The sequence below is a fragment of the Undibacterium sp. GW821-FHT11H02 genome (assembly GCF_058808015.1).
Genome location: NZ_JBXARG010000002.1, coordinates 274522 through 293251 on the forward strand (window position 1 = coordinate 274522; position 18730 = coordinate 293251).

24 protein-coding genes are annotated in these 18730 nt (G+C 46.8%); 21 read left to right on the plus strand and 3 right to left on the minus strand.

Features of this window, described 5'->3' with window-relative positions; genetic code table 11:
- Positions 1-64: 64 nt before the first annotated feature.
- The 16 genes from AC1RR2_RS03465 (at position 65) to tatC (ending at position 11624) form a co-directional block, all read left to right on the plus strand.
- The gene (locus AC1RR2_RS03465; protein ID WP_390212405.1) at positions 65-298 is read left to right on the plus strand and encodes a BolA family protein; all 234 of its coding nucleotides are present in this window, start codon (positions 65-67) and stop codon (positions 296-298) included.
- Between the two features lie 2 nt (positions 299-300).
- Positions 301-1551, plus strand: coding sequence for a UDP-N-acetylglucosamine 1-carboxyvinyltransferase (gene murA / locus AC1RR2_RS03470; RefSeq protein ID WP_493220909.1), 1251 nt, complete (start codon positions 301-303; stop codon positions 1549-1551).
- Positions 1552-1594: 43 nt separating this feature from the next.
- Positions 1595-2248, plus strand: a complete 654-nt coding sequence (gene hisG, locus AC1RR2_RS03475; protein ID WP_186891071.1) for an ATP phosphoribosyltransferase — start codon at positions 1595-1597, stop codon at positions 2246-2248.
- The gene (gene hisD, locus AC1RR2_RS03480; RefSeq protein WP_493220910.1) at positions 2248-3573 is read left to right on the plus strand and encodes a histidinol dehydrogenase; all 1326 of its coding nucleotides are present in this window, start codon (positions 2248-2250) and stop codon (positions 3571-3573) included. The genes hisG and hisD overlap by 1 nt, the downstream gene beginning before the upstream one ends.
- Before the next feature lie 164 nt (positions 3574-3737).
- Complete coding sequence (locus AC1RR2_RS03485) at positions 3738-4688, plus strand: DNA-methyltransferase (RefSeq protein WP_493220911.1); 951 nt, start codon at positions 3738-3740, stop codon at positions 4686-4688.
- 71 nt (positions 4689-4759) lie between these two features.
- Complete coding sequence (hisC, locus tag AC1RR2_RS03490; RefSeq protein ID WP_493220912.1) at positions 4760-5854, plus strand: histidinol-phosphate transaminase; 1095 nt, start codon at positions 4760-4762, stop codon at positions 5852-5854.
- Positions 5855-5944: 90 nt separating this feature from the next.
- Entirely contained in the window at positions 5945-6535 is a 591-nt protein-coding gene (gene hisB / locus AC1RR2_RS03495; protein ID WP_186891067.1) for an imidazoleglycerol-phosphate dehydratase HisB, read from the plus strand.
- A gap of 78 nt (positions 6536-6613) precedes the next feature.
- The gene (gene hisH, locus AC1RR2_RS03500; RefSeq protein ID WP_493220913.1) at positions 6614-7252 is read left to right on the plus strand and encodes an imidazole glycerol phosphate synthase subunit HisH; all 639 of its coding nucleotides are present in this window, start codon (positions 6614-6616) and stop codon (positions 7250-7252) included.
- An 84-nt stretch (positions 7253-7336) separates the two neighbouring features.
- On the plus strand, positions 7337-8128 hold the full coding sequence (gene hisA, locus AC1RR2_RS03505) for a 1-(5-phosphoribosyl)-5-[(5-phosphoribosylamino)methylideneamino]imidazole-4-carboxamide isomerase (protein WP_315468117.1): 792 nt from the start codon (positions 7337-7339) through the stop codon (positions 8126-8128).
- The gene (gene hisF / locus AC1RR2_RS03510) at positions 8125-8889 is read left to right on the plus strand and encodes an imidazole glycerol phosphate synthase subunit HisF (RefSeq protein WP_186921823.1); all 765 of its coding nucleotides are present in this window, start codon (positions 8125-8127) and stop codon (positions 8887-8889) included. Before hisA ends, hisF begins: the two co-directional genes overlap by 4 nt.
- Entirely contained in the window at positions 8886-9284 is a 399-nt protein-coding gene (gene hisI / locus AC1RR2_RS03515; protein ID WP_186940603.1) for a phosphoribosyl-AMP cyclohydrolase, read from the plus strand. The genes hisF and hisI overlap by 4 nt, the downstream gene beginning before the upstream one ends.
- A 13-nt stretch (positions 9285-9297) precedes the next feature.
- Positions 9298-9645, plus strand: coding sequence for a phosphoribosyl-ATP diphosphatase (locus AC1RR2_RS03520; RefSeq protein ID WP_493220914.1), 348 nt, complete (start codon positions 9298-9300; stop codon positions 9643-9645).
- A 44-nt stretch (positions 9646-9689) separates the two neighbouring features.
- A complete protein-coding gene (locus tag AC1RR2_RS03525; RefSeq protein ID WP_493220915.1) occupies positions 9690-10046 on the plus strand; it encodes a histidine triad nucleotide-binding protein in 357 nt (118 codons plus the stop codon).
- A gap of 48 nt (positions 10047-10094) precedes the next feature.
- Positions 10095-10304, plus strand: a complete 210-nt coding sequence (gene tatA, locus AC1RR2_RS03530) for a Sec-independent protein translocase subunit TatA (protein ID WP_493220916.1) — start codon at positions 10095-10097, stop codon at positions 10302-10304.
- 26 nt (positions 10305-10330) lie between these two features.
- Positions 10331-10834, plus strand: a complete 504-nt coding sequence (gene tatB, locus AC1RR2_RS03535; RefSeq protein ID WP_493220917.1) for a Sec-independent protein translocase protein TatB — start codon at positions 10331-10333, stop codon at positions 10832-10834.
- A gap of 31 nt (positions 10835-10865) precedes the next feature.
- A complete protein-coding gene (tatC, locus tag AC1RR2_RS03540; RefSeq protein ID WP_493220918.1) occupies positions 10866-11624 on the plus strand; it encodes a twin-arginine translocase subunit TatC in 759 nt (252 codons plus the stop codon).
- Positions 11625-11630: 6 nt separating this feature from the next.
- Here tatC and AC1RR2_RS03545 read toward each other — a convergent pair whose 3' ends face one another.
- Positions 11631-12308: a DUF2461 domain-containing protein gene (locus AC1RR2_RS03545; RefSeq protein ID WP_493220919.1), complete on the minus strand. Its 678-nt coding sequence runs from the start codon at positions 12306-12308 to the stop codon at positions 11631-11633.
- Positions 12309-12331: 23 nt separating this feature from the next.
- Positions 12332-13495: a S1C family serine protease gene (locus AC1RR2_RS03550; protein ID WP_493220920.1), complete on the minus strand. Its 1164-nt coding sequence runs from the start codon at positions 13493-13495 to the stop codon at positions 12332-12334.
- A gap of 12 nt (positions 13496-13507) precedes the next feature.
- Here AC1RR2_RS03550 and AC1RR2_RS03555 point away from each other — a divergent pair, with 12 nt between their 5' ends.
- Positions 13508-14275: a Nif3-like dinuclear metal center hexameric protein gene (locus AC1RR2_RS03555; protein WP_493220921.1), complete on the plus strand. Its 768-nt coding sequence runs from the start codon at positions 13508-13510 to the stop codon at positions 14273-14275.
- Between the two features lie 82 nt (positions 14276-14357).
- Here the strand turns inward: AC1RR2_RS03555 and mscL are convergent, their stop codons facing one another.
- On the minus strand, positions 14358-14789 hold the full coding sequence (gene mscL, locus AC1RR2_RS03560; RefSeq protein WP_493220922.1) for a large conductance mechanosensitive channel protein MscL: 432 nt from the start codon (positions 14787-14789) through the stop codon (positions 14358-14360).
- Between the two features lie 394 nt (positions 14790-15183).
- On the opposite strand from mscL, the gene petA reads away from it, so the two are divergent.
- From petA to AC1RR2_RS03580, 4 genes are all read left to right on the plus strand, one after another.
- The gene (petA, locus tag AC1RR2_RS03565; protein WP_493220923.1) at positions 15184-15798 is read left to right on the plus strand and encodes a ubiquinol-cytochrome c reductase iron-sulfur subunit; all 615 of its coding nucleotides are present in this window, start codon (positions 15184-15186) and stop codon (positions 15796-15798) included.
- A complete protein-coding gene (locus AC1RR2_RS03570) occupies positions 15798-17210 on the plus strand; it encodes a cytochrome b N-terminal domain-containing protein (RefSeq protein ID WP_493221005.1) in 1413 nt (470 codons plus the stop codon). The genes petA and AC1RR2_RS03570 overlap by 1 nt, the downstream gene beginning before the upstream one ends.
- A 24-nt stretch (positions 17211-17234) precedes the next feature.
- Entirely contained in the window at positions 17235-17999 is a 765-nt protein-coding gene (locus AC1RR2_RS03575) for a cytochrome c1 (RefSeq protein ID WP_493220924.1), read from the plus strand.
- A 103-nt stretch (positions 18000-18102) separates the two neighbouring features.
- Positions 18103-18714 (plus strand): glutathione S-transferase N-terminal domain-containing protein, encoded by a 612-nt coding sequence (locus AC1RR2_RS03580; RefSeq protein ID WP_186921835.1) that lies wholly within the window; start codon positions 18103-18105, stop codon positions 18712-18714.
- The last annotated feature ends 16 nt before the right edge of the window (positions 18715-18730 follow it).

Sequence of the window (18730 nt, forward strand, 5' to 3'; positions counted from 1 at the left end):
GGCACTAAATGCGGTACGCAATCCTTAAGAATTAATTTTAGAAAATATTTTAGAAAGACATATCGTGTTTCCTACCCCAGAACAAATTAAAAACTACATCGCTGCCGGCTTGGAATGTACGCATCTTGAAGTCGAAGGCGACGGCCAGCATTTCACTGCGGTGATCGTCTCTCCAGCCTTTGCAGGTAAGCGTTTGATTCAACGTCATCAACTCGTGTACGCCGCTTTGGGCGACCGCATGCGTGAAGAAATTCATGCTTTGTCGATGAAAACTTTAACTCCGGAAGAATTTCAATAAGCATGGATAAGTTACTGATTACAGGCGGCAATCGCTTGAATGGCGATGTCATTATTTCTGGCGCAAAGAATGCGGCTTTGCCGATTTTGTGCGCAGGTTTGCTGAGTGCAGGTGATGTGGTTTTGCATAATGTGCCGCATTTGCAAGACGTGGCTACGATGTTGAAATTGCTCAAGCAAATGGGTTTGCAAGTTACCGACGAGAATGGTGTCGTCACATTAAATGGCGCGGCGATTGACAAGCTCGAAGCACCTTACGATTTGGTAAAAACCATGCGCGCATCTATCCTGGTGCTTGGTCCTTTGTTGGCACGTTTTGGCGAGGCAAAAGTTTCTTTGCCAGGTGGTTGCGCAATCGGTTCCCGCCCTGTTGATCAACACATCAAAGGCTTGCAAGCCATGGGTGCTGAAATCACTATCGAAGCGGGTTACATCCACGCCAAGGCCAAACGTTTGCGCGGTGCGCGCATCGTGACCGATATGATCACCGTGACAGGTACAGAAAACCTGTTGATGGCGGCGACTTTGGCGGACGGCGAAACCGTATTAGAAAACGCGGCGCGCGAGCCTGAAGTCACCGACCTGGCAAACTTGTTAGTCGCTATGGGCGCGAAGATCACGGGTATCGGCACTGATCGCTTAGTGATACAAGGCGTAGAAGCATTGCATGGCGCGACCCACACGGTGATCGCAGATCGTATCGAAACTGCGACTTTCCTGTGTGCTGTTGCAGCGACCGGCGGAGATCTGACCGTTAAAAATACCCGTAGCGATATTCTGGATGTGGCATTGGATAAATTGCGCGAAGCTGGCGTGATCATCACGACTGGTCCGGATTGGATTCGCGCACAGATGAGCGGACGTCCAAAGGCGGTCGGTTTCCGCACCACTGAATATCCAGGTTTTCCGACGGATATGCAGGCGCAGTTCATGGCTTTAGATTGCCTGGCTATTGGCACTGCGCGCGTGACCGAAACAATTTTCGAAAATCGCTTCATGCACGTGCAAGAAATGAATCGTCTCGGCGCGCATATCGAAATTGATGGCCATACGGCGATTGTGAGCGGAGTCGAAAAACTGATAGGTGCGCCTGTGATGGCGACGGATTTACGCGCTTCCGCATCCTTGGTGATTGCAGGTTTGGCGGCGCAAGGTGAAACTTTGATCGACCGCATTTATCACTTAGATCGCGGCTATGACCGTATGGAAGTGAAGTTGTCTGCGGTCGGTGCGCAAATTCAGCGCGTTAAATGATGTAGTGTCAAAAATAAATAAGCAAACTAGCGAAACAATCGATATGAGTTCTCAGCAACTTACTTTGGCCTTGTCCAAAGGACGCATTTTTGAAGAAACCTTACCGCTATTGGAAGCGGCGGGCATCCACGTCACTGAAGATCCGGAAAAATCGCGTAAGTTGATTTTAGCGACGAACGATCCTGATGTCCGCGTCATCATCGTGCGCGCCTCCGACGTCCCGACTTATGTGCAATACGGTGCTGCCGATTTTGGTGTGGCGGGCAAAGACGTGTTGTTCGAACATGGTGGTGCAGGTTTGTATCAGCCGATTGATTTGGGTATCGCCAAATGCCGTATGTCAGTTGCGGTATCGGTAGGATTTGATTACGCGACCGCGGTGCGTCAAGGTGCGCGTCTGCGCGTAGCAACCAAATACACAGAAACTGCGCGCCAGCATTTTGCTAGCAAAGGTGTGCATATTGATTTGATTAAGTTGTATGGCTCTATGGAATTAGCGCCTTTGGTCGGTTTGTCGGATGTGATTGTCGATCTGGTTAGTACCGGTAATACTTTGCGCGCGAATCATCTGGTTGAAGTAGAGGAAATCATGGAGATTTCCTCGCGCTTGGTGGTGAATCAAGCGGCCTTGAAATTGAAACGTGAACGCTTACAACCTATTCTGCAAGCCTTTGAGCGCGCTTCGGAGGGTAAGTAATGACTTTCGCGACAGCATTAACGCGTTTAGATTCTACGCAAGCTGGATTCGCTCAAACCTTGCGTCAGTTATTGGCGTTTGAAGCGAGCGAGGACGCAGCGATTGATCAAAGTGTTGTGCAGATTTTGCAAGCAGTGAAAACTCGTGGCGATGCGGCGGTGCTGGAGTATACGCAGCGTTTTGATCGTTTGCCGACAGCCACTACGATGCAAGCTTTAGAAATTCCACAAGCTGATTTGCGTGCGGCGCTCGCCAGCATTTCTAGTGAACGCCGTAGCGCATTAGAGGCTGCGGCACAGCGTGTACGTGCGTATCACGAAGTGCAAAAACATGAATGTGGTTCGGCGGGATTCTCGTACACCGAAGCAGATGGCACTGTGCTCGGACAAAAGGTGACGCCTTTAGATCGCGTAGGCATTTATGTGCCAGGTGGTAAGGCAGCTTATCCGTCTTCGGTATTGATGAATGCGATTCCTGCCAAAGTGGCGGGTGTGCGTGAAATTATCATGGTGGTGCCGACTCCAGATGGCGTACGCAATCCTTTGGTATTAGCTGCCGCAGCCATCGCTGGCGTCGATCGCGTGTTCACGATAGGTGGCGCGCAAGCGGTCGCCGCTTTAGCTTATGGCACGGAGTGCATTCCACAAGTTGATAAGATCGTGGGTCCAGGCAATGCCTATGTCGCGAATGCGAAACGTCGTGTATTCGGCACGGTTGGTATCGATATGATCGCTGGTCCATCTGAAATTTTAGTCTTATGTGATGGCACGACTGATCCGGATTGGGTGGCGATGGATTTGTTCTCGCAAGCCGAACATGATGAACTCGCACAATCGATTTTGCTATGTCCTGATGCTGCTTATATTGATGCCGTACATGCCAGTATAGATAAACTGATTACGACGATGCCACGCGCGGAAATTATTCGCACCTCGTTGAAAGATCGCGGTGCCTTGATCAAGGTACGTGATATGCAAGAAGCGTGCGATATTGCGAATGAGATTGCGGCAGAACATTTAGAAATTTCTGCAGAAAATCCGCAACAATGGGCAGATCAAATTCGTCATGCAGGCGCAATGTTCCTAGGTCGTTTTTCCTCTGAATCTTTAGGGGATTACTGCGCTGGTCCAAATCACGTATTGCCGACTTCACGCACTGCACGTTTTTCTTCTCCCTTAGGCGTCTACGATTTTCAAAAGCGTTCGTCGATGATACAAGTGAGCGAGCAGGGTGCGCAAACCTTGGGAAAAATCGCGGCAGAACTCGCGTATGGCGAAGGCTTGCCAGCGCATGCACGTAGCGCTGAATTGCGTTTGAAATCTTGAGTATGTTTTCTATGAATGACATAAAACCTCTCAACACAGAGACTCAGAGATGTGGAGGAAAAACGGAGAAAAACTCTGTGTATCTCCGTCTCTCTGCGCCTCTGTGTTGAGAGGTTTTAAAGTTTCTTTTAATCGAACGAAAAAATAATGCGCGCCTTTGCAATATGACGAGTTTCCTCAATCAGATTTTCAACGAAGATGCCATCACAGGTTTGCAGCGCATACCCGATGGCAGTATCGATTTGATTTTGACTGATCCTCCCTACGGGTTGGGCAAGGACTATGGTAACGATTCCGATAAACAAGAAGCGGCTGATTATCTTGCGTGGACTGAGCGTTGGATCGATGCGGTTTTACCGAAGCTCAAACCGACTGGCTCGCTGTACATCTTTTTGACCTGGCGCTATTCGCCGGAAATATTCGTCATGCTCAAGCAGCGCATGACGATGATTAATGAAATCATTTGGGATAGACGGGTGCCATCGATGGGCGGCAGTACCCGTAGCTTTTCTTCTGTGCATGACACGATAGGTTTATTCGTGAAATCGAAAAACTATTATTTCGATTTGGATGCGGTGCGCATACCTTATGATGCTGCGACCAAGAAAGCACGCTCGCGTTCTATCTTTGTCGGTGCAAAATGGTTGGAACTTGGTTACAACCCGAAAGATTTATGGAGCGTGTCGCGCCTGCACAAAGAAGATGCAGAGCGAGTCGAACATCCTACCCAAAAACCTTTAGAAATTATTCAACGCATGCTGCTCGCATCTTGTCCTGAAAACGGTGTGGTACTTGATCCGTTTATGGGGAGTGGTACAACCGCGATCGCAGCACGACGTTGTGGCCGGCAATTTGTCGGCTTTGAATTAAATCCAGAATACTGCGCCATCATCGCGGCGCGTCTTCAATCGGCAGAGGCAGAATTACAAGTTCTGAATAATCAACCGACCGAACCAGTGCGGGCTAAACCTGTGCTGAAGAAAGCAAGTAAAGTTAGTAAAGTTAGTAAATTAACTAAGCGCAGCAGTAAAACACCACCTGCGCTTGCTAAGGCGAAAGCCAAAAGTGTGACAACCACTGTTCGTAAGAAGAGTGTCGTCGCACTTGAAACTTGATTCCGGTTTGAACGAATACTCCAAAGTTATTCAAGAATTATTCATTGATTTTTAAAACGAGCAAAAGCCTCATGTCTTTAGTTGAAAATATTATCCGCGCCGATGTGCGCGCTTTGTCGGCTTATCACGTGCCGGATGCAACGGGTTTCCTGAAACTCGATGCCATGGAAAACCCCTACACGCTGACACCAGAGCTGCAGCAAGCGCTGGCAAAACGTCTGTCTGAGACCGATCTGAATCGTTATCCGGTACCAAGTTACTCTGGTATTAAAAACGCGCTCAGCACGCATTTTGGCGTACCTGATGGTTACGATCTTGTGTTGGGCAATGGCTCAGATGAGTTGATTGCGATGATTAGTATCGCCTGCGCTAAACCGGGTGCAAAAGTACTGGCACCTATGCCTGGTTTCGTGATGTATTCATTGTCAGCTAAATTTGCAGGCATGGAATTTATTGGCGTACCTCTTAAAGCCGATTTCACTTTGGATAAAGCGGCGATGCTGGCAGCTATTGCTGAGCATAGACCTGCCGTGACTTATTTAGCCTATCCGAATAATCCTACTGGAACTTTGTTTGATGCAGCGGACATGGAAGAAATTATCCGTGCGGTTGGCGATACAGGTTTGGTGATTATTGATGAGGCTTATCAACCATTTGCGCAGACGAGTTTCATGTCGCGCTTATCAGAGTTCCCCAATCTGATCGTGATGCGTACGGTGTCGAAATTAGGCCTAGCAGGAATCCGTTTGGGCTATATGTCTGCATCTGCAGAATTGCTGGAAGAATTCGATAAAGTCAGACCGCCATATAACATTAATGTGTTGACGGAAGCGGCGATTATTTGCTTACTCGAACATGCTGAAATCTTTGAAGTGCAGGCAGCACAATTACGTGCTCAACGCAGTGAGTTGTCTAGTCAACTTGCCGCTTTGCCGGGGGTAGAAGTTTTCCCTTCATCTGCGAATTTTTTGCTGGTGCGCGTGTCTAATTCGGCAAAAAGTGAGACTTATGGCAATGAAGTATTCACAAAATTAGTGGAACAAAAAATTTTAGTGAAAAATGTGGGTAAAATGCATGATCTTTTGCAGAACTGCTTACGCATTACCGTTAGCACGCCAGAAGAAAACGCCGAGTTTTTACATGCCTTTAAACTAGCTTTAGAATAATTTTCTTTAAAATTTTTTGAATTTTTTTATCAAGTTTTTCTTTCGAATTTCACTCAACATTATAGCTAAGCATCCTTAGCTAAACTCATCATGCAACGTACAGCGCAAGTTACACGCAATACCAACGAAACCAAAATTCGTGTCGCCATTAATCTTGACGGCACTGGCAAGCAATCCTTAAAAACCGGTGTGCCATTTTTGGATCACATGCTGGATCAAATTGCCCGTCATGGTTTGATTGATTTGGATATCGAAGCCGATGGTGATTTGCACATCGATGCGCATCACACTGTGGAAGATGTTGGTATTACTTTGGGTCAGGCATTCGCGATTGCGATCGGCGACAAAAAAGGCATACGTCGTTATGGTCATGCCTATGTGCCACTGGATGAAGCCTTGTCTCGCGTGGTGATTGACTTCTCTGGTCGTCCAGGCCTTGAATACCATGTTGATTTCAAGCGTTCCATGATAGGTTCATTTGATGTTGACTTGACCCATGAATTTTTTCAGGGTTTCGTCAATCATGCTTTAGTCTCTCTACATATTGATAATTTGCGCGGCGAGAATGCGCATCATCAATGCGAAACCATTTTTAAAGCCTTTGGTCGTGCGCTGCGTATGGCGGCAGAATTGGATCAACGCGCCTTGGGTACCATTCCATCCACTAAAGGTAGTCTATAAAAGAGCAGTACGTGCTATAACGATCAATATGTCGCTGTGGCACTTACAACACTTCACTATGTCTACTCTCTCACTGTTATGAATAAGATAGTTGTTGTCGATTACGGCATGGGCAACGTGCGTTCGGTCGCACAGGCTTTTCGTGCTGTAGCGCCTGAAGCGCAGATTGTTATCTCAGGCGATATCGCTGATATCCGATCTGCCGACCGACTGGTTTTGCCAGGTCAAGGTGCTATGCCTGATTGCATGGGCTGTTTACGGGAATCCGGTTTACAAGAAGCGCTTTTGCAAGCCGCACGTGAAAAACCTCTATTTGGTGTCTGTGTCGGTGAACAGATGCTATTTGACCTCAGTGCCGAAGGCAATACGCCTTGCTTAGGCTTGTTGCCGGGCAAGGTCGTGCGCTTTGATTTAAGCGGACAATTGCAAGAAGATGGTTCCCGTTATAAAGTGCCACAAATGGGTTGGAATCGTGTGCGACAAGTTCAAGCCCATCCACTTTGGAATGGCATTGCTGACGAGAGTTATTTCTATTTTGTGCATAGTTATTTTGTGCAAGCAGAGCACGCGCAAGATGTGGTTGGTACCACTGAATACGGTCAGGTATTTACCTCAGCAGTGGCGCGCGAGAATATTTTTGCAACGCAATTTCATCCCGAGAAAAGCGCTGCAGCCGGATTGCAACTGTATAAAAATTTTGTACACTGGAATCCTTAGACCTTGAAATATTGAACATACTGTCAAACTTATTGTCTGTTGTTTACCTTACTTTTTTCTTTTTAATTACCCTATAAATTCATCATGCTGCTCATTCCTGCTATCGACCTGAAAGATGGTCACTGCGTACGTCTTAAACAAGGCGATATGGATCAAGCCACTGTATTTTCTGAAGAGCCCGCCGATATGGCGCGCCACTGGCTAGAACAAGGCGCACGCCGTCTGCATCTGGTGGATCTGAATGGCGCCTTCGCTGGCAAGCCAAAAAATGAAGCAGCGATTAAGGCAATTATCAAAACCGTGCGCGAGTATGCAGAAGAAACCGATACCGAAGAAGTACCTGTGCAGTTAGGCGGCGGCATTCGTGATCTCGACACGATTGAGCGCTATTTGAATGCTGGTATTTCTTACATCATTATCGGTACTGCCGCGGTCAAGAGCCCGGGTTTTTTGGCAGATGCTTGTAGCGCTTTTCCGGGACAAATTATTGTGGGTATCGACGCCAAAGATGGCAAAGTCGCTACCGATGGTTGGAGCAAAATGTCGGGTCACGATGTGATCGATCTGGCACAAAAATTTGAAGGTTATGGCGTAGAAGCGATAATTTACACTGACATCGGTCGCGATGGCATGATGGGTGGTGTGAATATCGACGCGACAGTGAAATTAGCGCAGGCCGTGACTGTGCCTGTAATCGCTTCTGGTGGTGTGCACGTATTAGCCGATGTTGAAGCTTTATGTGCGGTACAAGATGAAGGCGTAGAAGGTGTGATCTGCGGCCGTTCAATTTATGAAGGCACCTTAGATTTGGCGAGCGCACAAGAGCGCGCCGATGAACTCAGCGGTGATCTTATCTACGAAGAAGACGAAGAATGACTTTAGCAAAACGGATTATTCCTTGTCTGGATGTGAATGCCGGGCGGGTAGTCAAAGGCGTCAACTTTTTAGAGTTACGCGATGCCGGTGATCCGGTGGAAGTCGCGCGTCGTTATGATTTGCAAGGTGCCGATGAAATCACTTTCTTGGATATCACGGCATCGTCCGATGACCGGGATTTGATTTTGCCTGTGATAGAAGCGGTTGCTTCACAAGTGTTTATTCCCCTAACCGTCGGTGGCGGTGTGCGTACTGTGGCTGATGTCCGACGCTTACTGAATGCGGGCGCGGATAAAGTCGGCATGAATACTTCTGCGGTGACGAACCCGCAATTAGTCGCTGATGCCGCGCATAAGTATGGTTCGCAATGCATCGTGGTCGCAATTGACGCCAAAGCAGTGGCGCCAGGTAAGTGGGAGGTCTATACCCACGGCGGTCGCAATGCGACGGGTCTCGATGCGGTCGAATGGGCGCGCAAAATGGCGGAATTAGGTGCAGGTGAAATTCTGCTCACCAGTATGGATAAAGACGGCACTCGTTCCGGTTTTGATTTAGCGCTGACCCGCGCAGTTTCGGATGCAATTGATATTCCCGTCATCGCTTCGGGTGGTGTTGGAGGTTTGCAAGATCTCGCCGATGGCATCAAACTCGGCGGTGCCGATGCAGTTTTAGCAGCAAGTATTTTTCATTTTGGACAGCACACAGTGCAGGAAGCAAAACAGTTTATGGCAGCACAACATATACCAATGAGGTTAGCATGAGTTTTCGTTGGTTAAACAAAGTGAAGTGGGATGAAGTCGGCCTAGTCCCGGTGATTGCGCAAGAAGTCGGCAGCAATGATGTCGTCATGTTTGCTTGGATGAATCGCGAGGCACTGAGTCGTACAGTAGAAACTGGCGAAGCGGTGTACTGGAGTCGCTCCCGCAAAAAACTGTGGCACAAAGGCGAAGAATCCGGTCATGTACAAAAAGTCAAAGAGATACGCTTAGATTGTGATGAAGATGTGATTCTTCTGAAAATTGAACAAGTTGAGGGTATCGCTTGTCATACCGGACGTCATTCATGTTTTTTCCAAAAGTTCGAAGGCAATGTGGATGAAGGCGAATGGGTGACGGTTGATCCTGTGCTGAAAGATCCTGAAGCCATTTATAAATAAGCACAGGACAGATATGACTCAAGAATCAATATTGAATCAGCTGGCCGCCGTGATAGAAAGCCGTAAAGCGGTCAACGGTGGTAATCCTGAAACTTCTTACGTCGCCAAATTGTTTCACAAAGGTGACGATGCGATTTTAAAAAAAATCGGTGAAGAAGCGACCGAAACCGTGATGGCAGCCAAGGATGCACGTGTTTCTGGCGATACTTCTGATCTGCTGTATGAGTGCGCGGACTTGTGGTTTCATTCGCTTGTCATGTTGGCGCAGTATAATTTGCACCCGCAACAAGTGTTAGACGAATTGGCGAGGCGCGAAGGCATTTCTGGTATAGAGGAAAAAGCTTCTCGCTTAGATAACTAATGATCGTCGTGTGCGACTTTTGTAACAATTTTTGAGTGAACTGTATGGATAACTGTATTTTTTGTAAAATCGTCGCCAAGCAAATTCCGGCGACTGTTTTGTATGAAGATGATGAATTGATGGCATTTAATGATATCAATCCAGCAGCACCCGTACATTTTCTGATTATTCCTAAGAAACATTTGTCGAGTTTGGCTGATGCAAAAGCCGAAGATGCCGTATTGTTGGGTAAAATGTTGGAATTGGCTCCTAAGCTGGCGGCGCAACAAGGCTGTGCTTATGTGGAACATGAGGATGGATCAAAAACCGGCGGATTCAAGACCGTGGTGAACACGGGTCCTAACGGCGGTCAGATTGTTTATCACCTGCACATGCATGTGATTGGTGGCGCCAAGTTGTAAACTATTTTATTGATCGATTTTTTGGGCTTAGCCCTAGAAGGAAGCATGATGGGTTCATTTAGTATTTGGCATTGGTTGATCGTATTAGTGGTCGTGGTATTGGTATTCGGCACCAAAAAGCTTGGCAATGTCGGTAGCGATCTGGGTAAAGCCGTTAAAGGTTTCAAAGATGGCGTAAAAGGTGAGGAAGACAAGGCACCGAAAGCCGACGAACAAAAAACCATTGATGTCGAGGCAAAGGATAAATCGACGCACTAATCTTAGGATAGTGTTAGAACAGATTTATGATAGACCTCGGACTGACCAAACTCGCTTTAATCGGCGCTGTGGCTTTGATAGTGATTGGCCCTAAAGATCTACCTAAAGTGGCGCGTATGGCTGGCACCCTATTCGGTCGTGCGCAGCGCTATATCAGCCAGGTAAAATCCGAGGTGAGTCGCGAAATCGAAATGGAAGAATTGCGCAAGATGCAGAAAGAAGTTGAATCTGCGGCGCAAAATTTCGAGCAGGATATCAATAAAGAGTTTTCCGAGGCGCAGCAGGAATTGAATGAGCTGGTGCAACCAGAATCGCATTCAAGCTATTCACCTTACGATTATTACACCGCACCTTCTAGCGATGCGATGATGGCAAAAGCGAAAAATTTTCGCCGCAGAAAAGTCGCTAAAACCTCGAATATTCCAAGCTGGTATAAAAGCCGCCACGGTCAGCGTAGTCAAGTAATTTCTGGTGCTGCCCGTATGGCAAAGCACCGAGTCAATCGTAGTTCACCATCGAGTTTTTTCTAAATGCTCTCAATAGTTCATTTAAGGGCATGTCATGAGTGATAATAATTTCATGGGTATGCAAGAGTCCTTCATTTCCCATCTGGTCGAGTTACGCGATCGACTGGTAAAAGCCTGCGCCGGGATTGCACTAGTTTGTGCAGCCTTGTTCGCTTGGCCTGGCCCCTCAGCAATTTATGATCTTTTGGCGCAGCCTATGGTGGCGGCTTTGCCTGCGGGTGCCAAGATGATTGCTACAGGTGTGATTTCACCATTCCTAGTGCCTATGAAGGTGACTTTGTTGCTGGCGTTTTTAATTGCTTTACCTTGGGTTTTGTATCAAGCCTGGGCTTTTATTGCACCTGGTTTGTACGCGCATGAGAAGCGACTGGTAGCGCCTCTGGTCATATCGTCTTCATTCTTATTTGCTGCTGGCGTCGCCTTCTGCTACTTCTTTGTATTTGGACGTGTCTTCAAATTTATTACGGAGTTCGCACCTACCTCGATCACAGTCACGCCCGACATAGAAAATTATCTCGATTTCGTGATGTCCATGTGCCTGGCATTTGGTCTAACCTTCGAAGTACCTATCGTGGTGATCGTCTTGGTTCGTACAGGGATATTGACTGTGGAGAAATTGAAAGCGATCCGGTCCTATGTCATTGTCGGCGCCTTTGTGGTTGCTGCTGTGGTTACGCCGCCTGACGTCGTCAGCCAACTGGCGCTAGCTGTCCCGATGTGGATGTTGTTTGAATTAGGCCTGTTTGTGGCGCCCATCTTTGTCAAAGCGACTCAGGCACCGCCGGAAGAATAAGTTGGTCTAGCTGAATCTGGCTGCTCGCAGCCAGGTGACTAAGGGTAACGCTGATTTAAACCCACCGACTAATTGTTTGTGTACGTCTTCGTACAACATGCCATCTAAAGGACATTCAGTCCACACCATCATACTTTTTAATTTTAAATATTCTATCAATGGGTGCTCGGGGTCGTAGCCCTTGGGCGGACGTATCAATTTACCTTCTTCTTGCAAGTCGCCAAAACAAGCTTTCAATGCTTTGTTCTTAATGACTTTGTTGAAGCCAGCCTCATCTTCAAGAATATGCTGACGGATGTTCTTCAGTCGGTCTGAAGGTGGCATATACTCACCGACCGCGAACAACAAACGACTGTCCTGACTGATTTGGAAATAATAGGCAGGCCCGCCACCTTCACTAGGCTTCTTGCGGCCACTCGGTAATATTGAAGCTGAAAAATAAGTTTTGTAGGGCGATTTGTCTTTGCCAAAACGTACATCACGGTTGATTCTGAACAATGCTTTTTTAGGATCGCATAGTGCGATGGCGGGGTCGAATTTACTGAGCTCTTGAATCAAGCGCGTTACCATCACCAAAAATTCGGCGCGCAAAATATCGTAACGTGGCTTGTTCATGACAAACCAAGCACGGTTATTATTTTCCGATAGTTCAAATAAGAAACGACTTAGTTCTGGCACGTGCATACTTTTCCTAGGGTGTGAATGTTTTATTCTTCTAGCTTAAATGGTGGGCGTTTACCGACATTGATATCCAGGGAGATTTCATTCGATTGACGCAAAATTTTCAATTTCGCCTTGGAATTCGGTTTCAATGAGGCGATCCGATTCATCATCTCGCGGCTATTTTGAAATACCTTACCATCAATCGCGATGCAAATATCACCAGGCTTAACACCTGCCTGATCGGCTGGTCCGCCACGTACCACGGCCGCTACGATAGAACCCTTGGTTTGTTTGATATTGAAGCTTTCTGCCATCTCGGTCGTGATGTCTTCTGGACTAATGCCAAGGTAGCCACGCACCACTTGACCATCCGTGATAATTGCTTCCATCACCATTTTGATGGTCGACACAGGAATCGCGAAGCCGATACCCAATGAGCCACCGTTCTGAGAGTATATGGCGGAATTAATTCCTAGTAAGTTGCCATTTGCATCGACTAAGGCCCCACCCGAATTGCCTGGATTGACCGCGGCATCGGTTTGTATAAAATTCTCATAGGTATTGATACCTACACTATTGCGACCTAGCGCTGAGACTATGCCCATGGTGACGGTTTGGCCTACGCCAAATGGATTGCCTATGGCTAGCACCACGTCACCCACATTCGATTCTTCTGAGTGGCCCAAGGTGATCGTAGGTAAATCTTTCAAATCAATTTGCAACACAGCGAGATCGGTGTCAGGGTCTGTGCCTATGACTTTGGCGCTGGCTTGGCGACCATCTGCTAGCGCCACTTCAATAGCGCTAGCACCTTGAATCACATGGTTGTTTGTCAGTATGTGTCCTTGCGGACTCATGATGACGCCGGAGCCACTGCTGGATGGACGTTCTGATTTGGGGCGCGCTTGCTCACCAAAAAAACGTTTAAAAAAAGGATCGTTTAATAAGGGATTATTGTTATTCGAATTGCGAGATGCGCTGATATTCACCACCGAAGGCATTGCACGTTTTGCGGCCAGATGATAAGAGCCGGTCGTCGCAACTTTGTTACTGGGAGCTTCGATCAAGGTGGCAGAAGAAGTCAGGCTGACATTCTTGTTGACGGAAAAACCTTGTTGCAACCAATTTGGCTTCAAGCTGGTTACAATAAACCACAGCGCCAAACCGACAGTCACGGTTTGAGCAAATAATAGCCATAAACGACGCATGATGAGGACGGTATGTTAAGAAAGTCAGTAGAGAGGAATGTGCTTGCACAATTTCTGGCCAACGAGTTGCAAGTTGCACGCTTCCGTGATTATTGCCCAAATGGGCTTCAGGTGGAAGGGCGACGTGAAATTAAGCGCATTATCAGTGGTGTCACTGCTTGTCAGGCGCTATTGGACGAAGCGGTGCGTTTGCAAGCTGATGCTATCCTGGTGCATCACGGCTATTTTTGGCGCGGTGAAGATATGCGCGTTGTCGGGCAAAAGTTTCAACGTCTGAAAACCCTGATCGAAAATGATATCTCCTTATTTGCCTATCATCTACCGTTAGATTCGCATCCAGTTATGGGAAATAACGCGCAACTGGCGAAGCTATTTGGATTTGAAGTGACGGGGCGTTTTGGCGACGATGATTTGGGTTGGCTGGGAAAATGGTCGGAGACGGCTTCGGCAAGCGCTGGCGATGTGGCTACCCGTATTTCAAACAAACTAGGACGAGAGGCGTTATTGATAGGGAATGCCGATCAGCCTGTAACTACGATAGCCTGGTGCTCAGGTGCCGCGCAAAACATGCTGAACGCAGCGATTGATGCTGGCGCGAGTATTTATATCAGCGGTGAAATTTCTGAGCCTACTGTACACTTGGCGCGCGAATCTGGCGCGGCCTATTTGGCTTGTGGGCATCATGCCAGCGAGCGTTATGGCGTGCAAGCTTTGGGGCAATGTATTGCGCAGCAATTTGGAATAGAACATCAGTTTGTCGATATTGATAATCCAGTTTAGTTGCACGGCAAATCAAAATGCCACAGCGCAGCTGGCATTTTGATTTACTTAAGATTGCTTCTTGATACTATTTTGATGCAAATTATTTCTTCAATGCGTCGCGAATTTCACGTAATAAGACCACGTCTTCTGGTGTTGGTGCTGGTTCTGCTGGCGCTGCTGCCGCTGCCGCTGCATCTTTTTTCTTCATTAAATTTACCAAACGTACCATTTGAAAAATGATGAAGGCGAGGATGAGGAAGTTCAATGAAATCGTTAAGAAATTACCATACGCCAACACAGCACCGGCTTTTTTTGCTTCGACCAAGGTCAAGCTACTAGCTTGACCATTGAGCGGCAGATAGTAGTTGGCGAAGTCTAAGCCTCCAAAAATTTTCCCTACCACCGGCATCACAATGTCACCCACCAAGGAATCAACGATTTTGCCGAAGGCGGCACCGATGATCACACCTACGGCTAGATCTACTACGTTACCTTGTGCCGCAAAGCTCTTAAATTCTTGCATCATGCCCATAAAATCCCCCTAAATAGTTTAAATGACTCAATTCGGCGCTGTCTGTCGATTGAGATCTGGCTTGTCATTAATTTCTCACCAGTAAAATATGGTAAAACGGCAATATAGTAATCCGCAAATTCAGCTATGTCTGCCGAATTATTGTCAAATCTTGTCAAGTCAGGGTCAAATTGTTGTAATTCAAGGTAGTGTTTTACCTTAAATCAGAGGATTTTCGGGTAATTTCGGTTCAGTTTTGTGAATTTGAGAGGAAAAAACCCGTAAATCGTCCTGCAAAGCATCTTTTTCTTTAAATCACCACTCAGCTCCTTTATAATTTAAGGTTGTAAGAAGTGTAGGGTCATTAGACTCTGGTGCTTCGTCAAGTTTTGATTTTTGATAGATTGGGGTTTGTATGAGTATCGAAAAGCAGGTCGATTCAGGCCGTCGCGGTCTACTCGTTGCAACGTGCGCGGCAGGTGGCGCGGCAGGATTGGCAACGGCAGGTGCGCTAGTTAGTACTTTTCAACCATCCGAGCGAGCGAAAGCTGCCGGTGCGCCAGTTGAAGTGGATATTTCTGCTTTGCAACCAGGTGAGATGAAAACAACAGAGTGGCGCGGTAAGCCAGTCTGGATTTTAAAACGTACGCCAGAGATGATGGAAAGTCTGAAAAAGACTGAAGATAAAGTCGCAGACCCAAAATCTGAAAAACCATACACCATGGATATGCCAGCGTATTGCGACAAACAAACTCGTTCACGTAAAGAGCATAGCGATATTTTGGTGACAGTGGGTATTTGTTCTCACTTGGGTTGCTCACCTAGCTCCAAATTTACGCCTGGTGCGCAAGCCTCTTTGCCAGATGATTGGCAAGGCGGTTTTATTTGTCCATGCCACGGTTCTACATTTGATTTGGCTGGTCGCGTTTATAAGAACAAACCAGCTCCACAAAATCTGGATGTGCCACCTCACATGTTTTTATCAGATACCAAAATCATCATCGGTAAAGATGAGAAAGGCGAGGCTTAATCATGGCATTTGTTGAGAAAAAACTCCCGGACGACGCTCCAGCGTTGGATAAGGCTTTGAATTGGGTCGATTCCCGTTTTCCACTAACTAAATTGTGGAATGATCAATGGGGTAAATACTACGCGCCGAAGAATTTCAACTTCTGGTACATCTTTGGCTCACTGGCGATGTTGGTGTTGGTGATTCAGATTGTTACTGGTATTTTCCTTGTGATGCATTACAAGCCAGATGCTACATTAGCGTTTGCTTCGGTTGAATACATCATGCGCGAAGTGCCGTCTGGCTGGCTGGTGCGTTATATGCACTCTACTGGCGCCTCTGCTTTCTTCATTATCGTGTATTTACACATGACCCGTGCTTTGCTCTACGGTTCATATCGTAAGCCTCGTGAATTGATCTGGTTGTTCGGTTTTGCGATCTTCTTGTGTTTGATGGCGGAAGCCTTCTTTGGTTACCTCCTGCCATGGGGTCAAATGTCTTACTGGGGCGCACAGGTTATCGTTAACTTGTTTGGTGCTATTCCATTCATCGGTCCAGATTTGTCTTTGTGGATTCGTGGTGACTATGTGGTGTCTGATGCGACATTAAATCGCTTCTTCTCTTTCCACGTTATTGCTATTCCTTTGGTCTTGTTGGGCTTGGTGGTTGCGCATTTGATCGCTTTGCATGAAGTGGGCTCTAACAACCCAGATGGTATTGAAATCAAAGAAAACTTAGATGCAGATGGTCACCCAGTGGATGGCGTACCTTCACATCCATACTACACATTCCACGATATTTTTGGCGTGACCGTGTTCTTGACGATTTTCAGCGCGATTGTTTTCTTTGCTCCTGAAATGGGTGGTTACTTCCTCGAGTACAACAACTTTATCCCTGCGGATCCTTTGAAAACGCCTCCGCATATTGCACCTACATGGTATTTCACACCGTTCTACTCCATCTTGCGTGCAACCACTTCTGAGTTCTTGTATGTGGTGCAGGCCGGTGTTGCCGCTTATGTGGCTTTGATCTGGTTGAAATCTAAGCTGAACTTCATGATTAAAGTTGCGATTGCAGTAGTAGCCTTGTTGGCGATTATCGGCATGATGCCTTTTGGTCTGGATGCGAAATTCTGGGGTGTGGTTTTGTTTGGTGGTTCTGTTGTGATCTTGGCGTTCTTGCCTTGGTTAGACGTATCTCCAGTGAAATCGATTCGTTATCGTCCAGATTGGCACAAATATGTGTATATCGTTTTCGGTATTTCGTTCGTGATTTTGGGTTACCTTGGCGTACAAGCACCTTCCCCAACTGGCGAACGCGTATCTCAGGTTTGTGCATTAATCTACTATGGCTTCTTCTTATTGATGCCTTGGTGGAGTGCGATGGGTACCTTCAAACCTGTGCCTAAACGCGTAACATTTGCAGCGCATTGATCAGATAAGCGAGGAAGAATTAGCATGAAATTACTTAAAAAACTGATCGTTACTTTGGCATTTGCACCGGCACTAGCTTTGGCTAATAGTGGTGGATACCCATTAGATCGCGCTCCAGATCGTGCAACTGATCTGCCAGCATTGCAAAATGGTGCAAAGTTGTTCGTTAATTACTGTCTGAATTGTCACTCAGCAGTCTCCATGCGTTACAACCGTTTGCGTGATTTGGGCTTGACTGAAGATCAAATCAAAAACAACTTATTGTTTACTGGCGAAAAAGTGGGCGAGTTGATGAAAACCAGCTTGAGCGCAAAAGATGCTAAAGAATGGTTTGGCGCAGTGCCACCGGACTTATCCGTAATTGCTCGCGCCAAAGCATCCGGTGAAGGCTCCGGCGCTGACTGGTTGTACACGTATCTGCGTACTTACTACAAAGATGATAGCCGTCCAACTGGTTGGAACAATATGCTGTTTCCAAACGTTGGTATGCCACATGCTTTGTGGGAATTGCAAGGCGTGCGCAGTGCGAAATTTGAAGAAGTGAAAGACGCACATGATGCATCCAAAACCGAACACAAATTTGCAGGCTTTGAAACTGTCTCCGCTGGCAAATTAAGCGCGGTGGAGTACGATAATGCCGTCGGTGATCTGGTTGCTTATTTGCAGTGGATGGGTGAGCCAGCACAAAATAGCCGTAAGCGTTTAGGCGTCTGGGTAGTTTTGTTCATGGGTTTACTGGCAACACTGGCATGGCGCTTGAATGCTTCTTACTGGAAAGAAGTGAAGTAAGTGTAAATTAGTCGTCCACTAACATCGTTGGTGGATGTGTCATCCCAGGGTGAGGTACGCTTTGATTGCGCCTCGCCCTAATCGTTTTTAAGGAACTATAAAAATGATGGTTCTCTACTCAGGTACAACCTGCCCATTTTCGCAACGTTGCCGCTTAGTCCTGTTTGAAAAAGGTATGGACTTTGAAATTCGCGATGTCGATTTGTTCAATAAACCAGAAGATATCTCGACCATGAATCCTTATGGTCAGGTACCGATTTTGGTGGAACGTGAATTGATTTTGTACGAATCCAACATCATCAATGAATACATCGATGAGCGTTTTCCGCATCCGCAGTTAATGCCTGCAGATCCTTTGCAACGTGCCCGTGCGCGTTTGATGTTGTTCAATTTCGAAAAAGAATTATTTGTTCATGTGCATACTTTAGAGAATGAAAAGAATAGTTCTTCTTCCAAAGTATTGGACAAAGCACGTGCAGAAATTCGCGATCGTTTGACGCAATTAGCGCCATTGTTTGTGAAGAATAAGTACATGCTGGGTGAAGAGTTCTCTATGCTAGACGTGGCAGTGGCGCCATTGTTGTGGCGCCTCGATCACTACGGTATTGATTTGTCTAAAACAGCAGCACCATTGTTGAAATATGCAGAACGTATTTTCTCTCGTCCTGCTTATATCGAAGCATTGACGCCATCTGAAAAAGTAATGCGTCGTTAAAATGTTGTCTTATCCA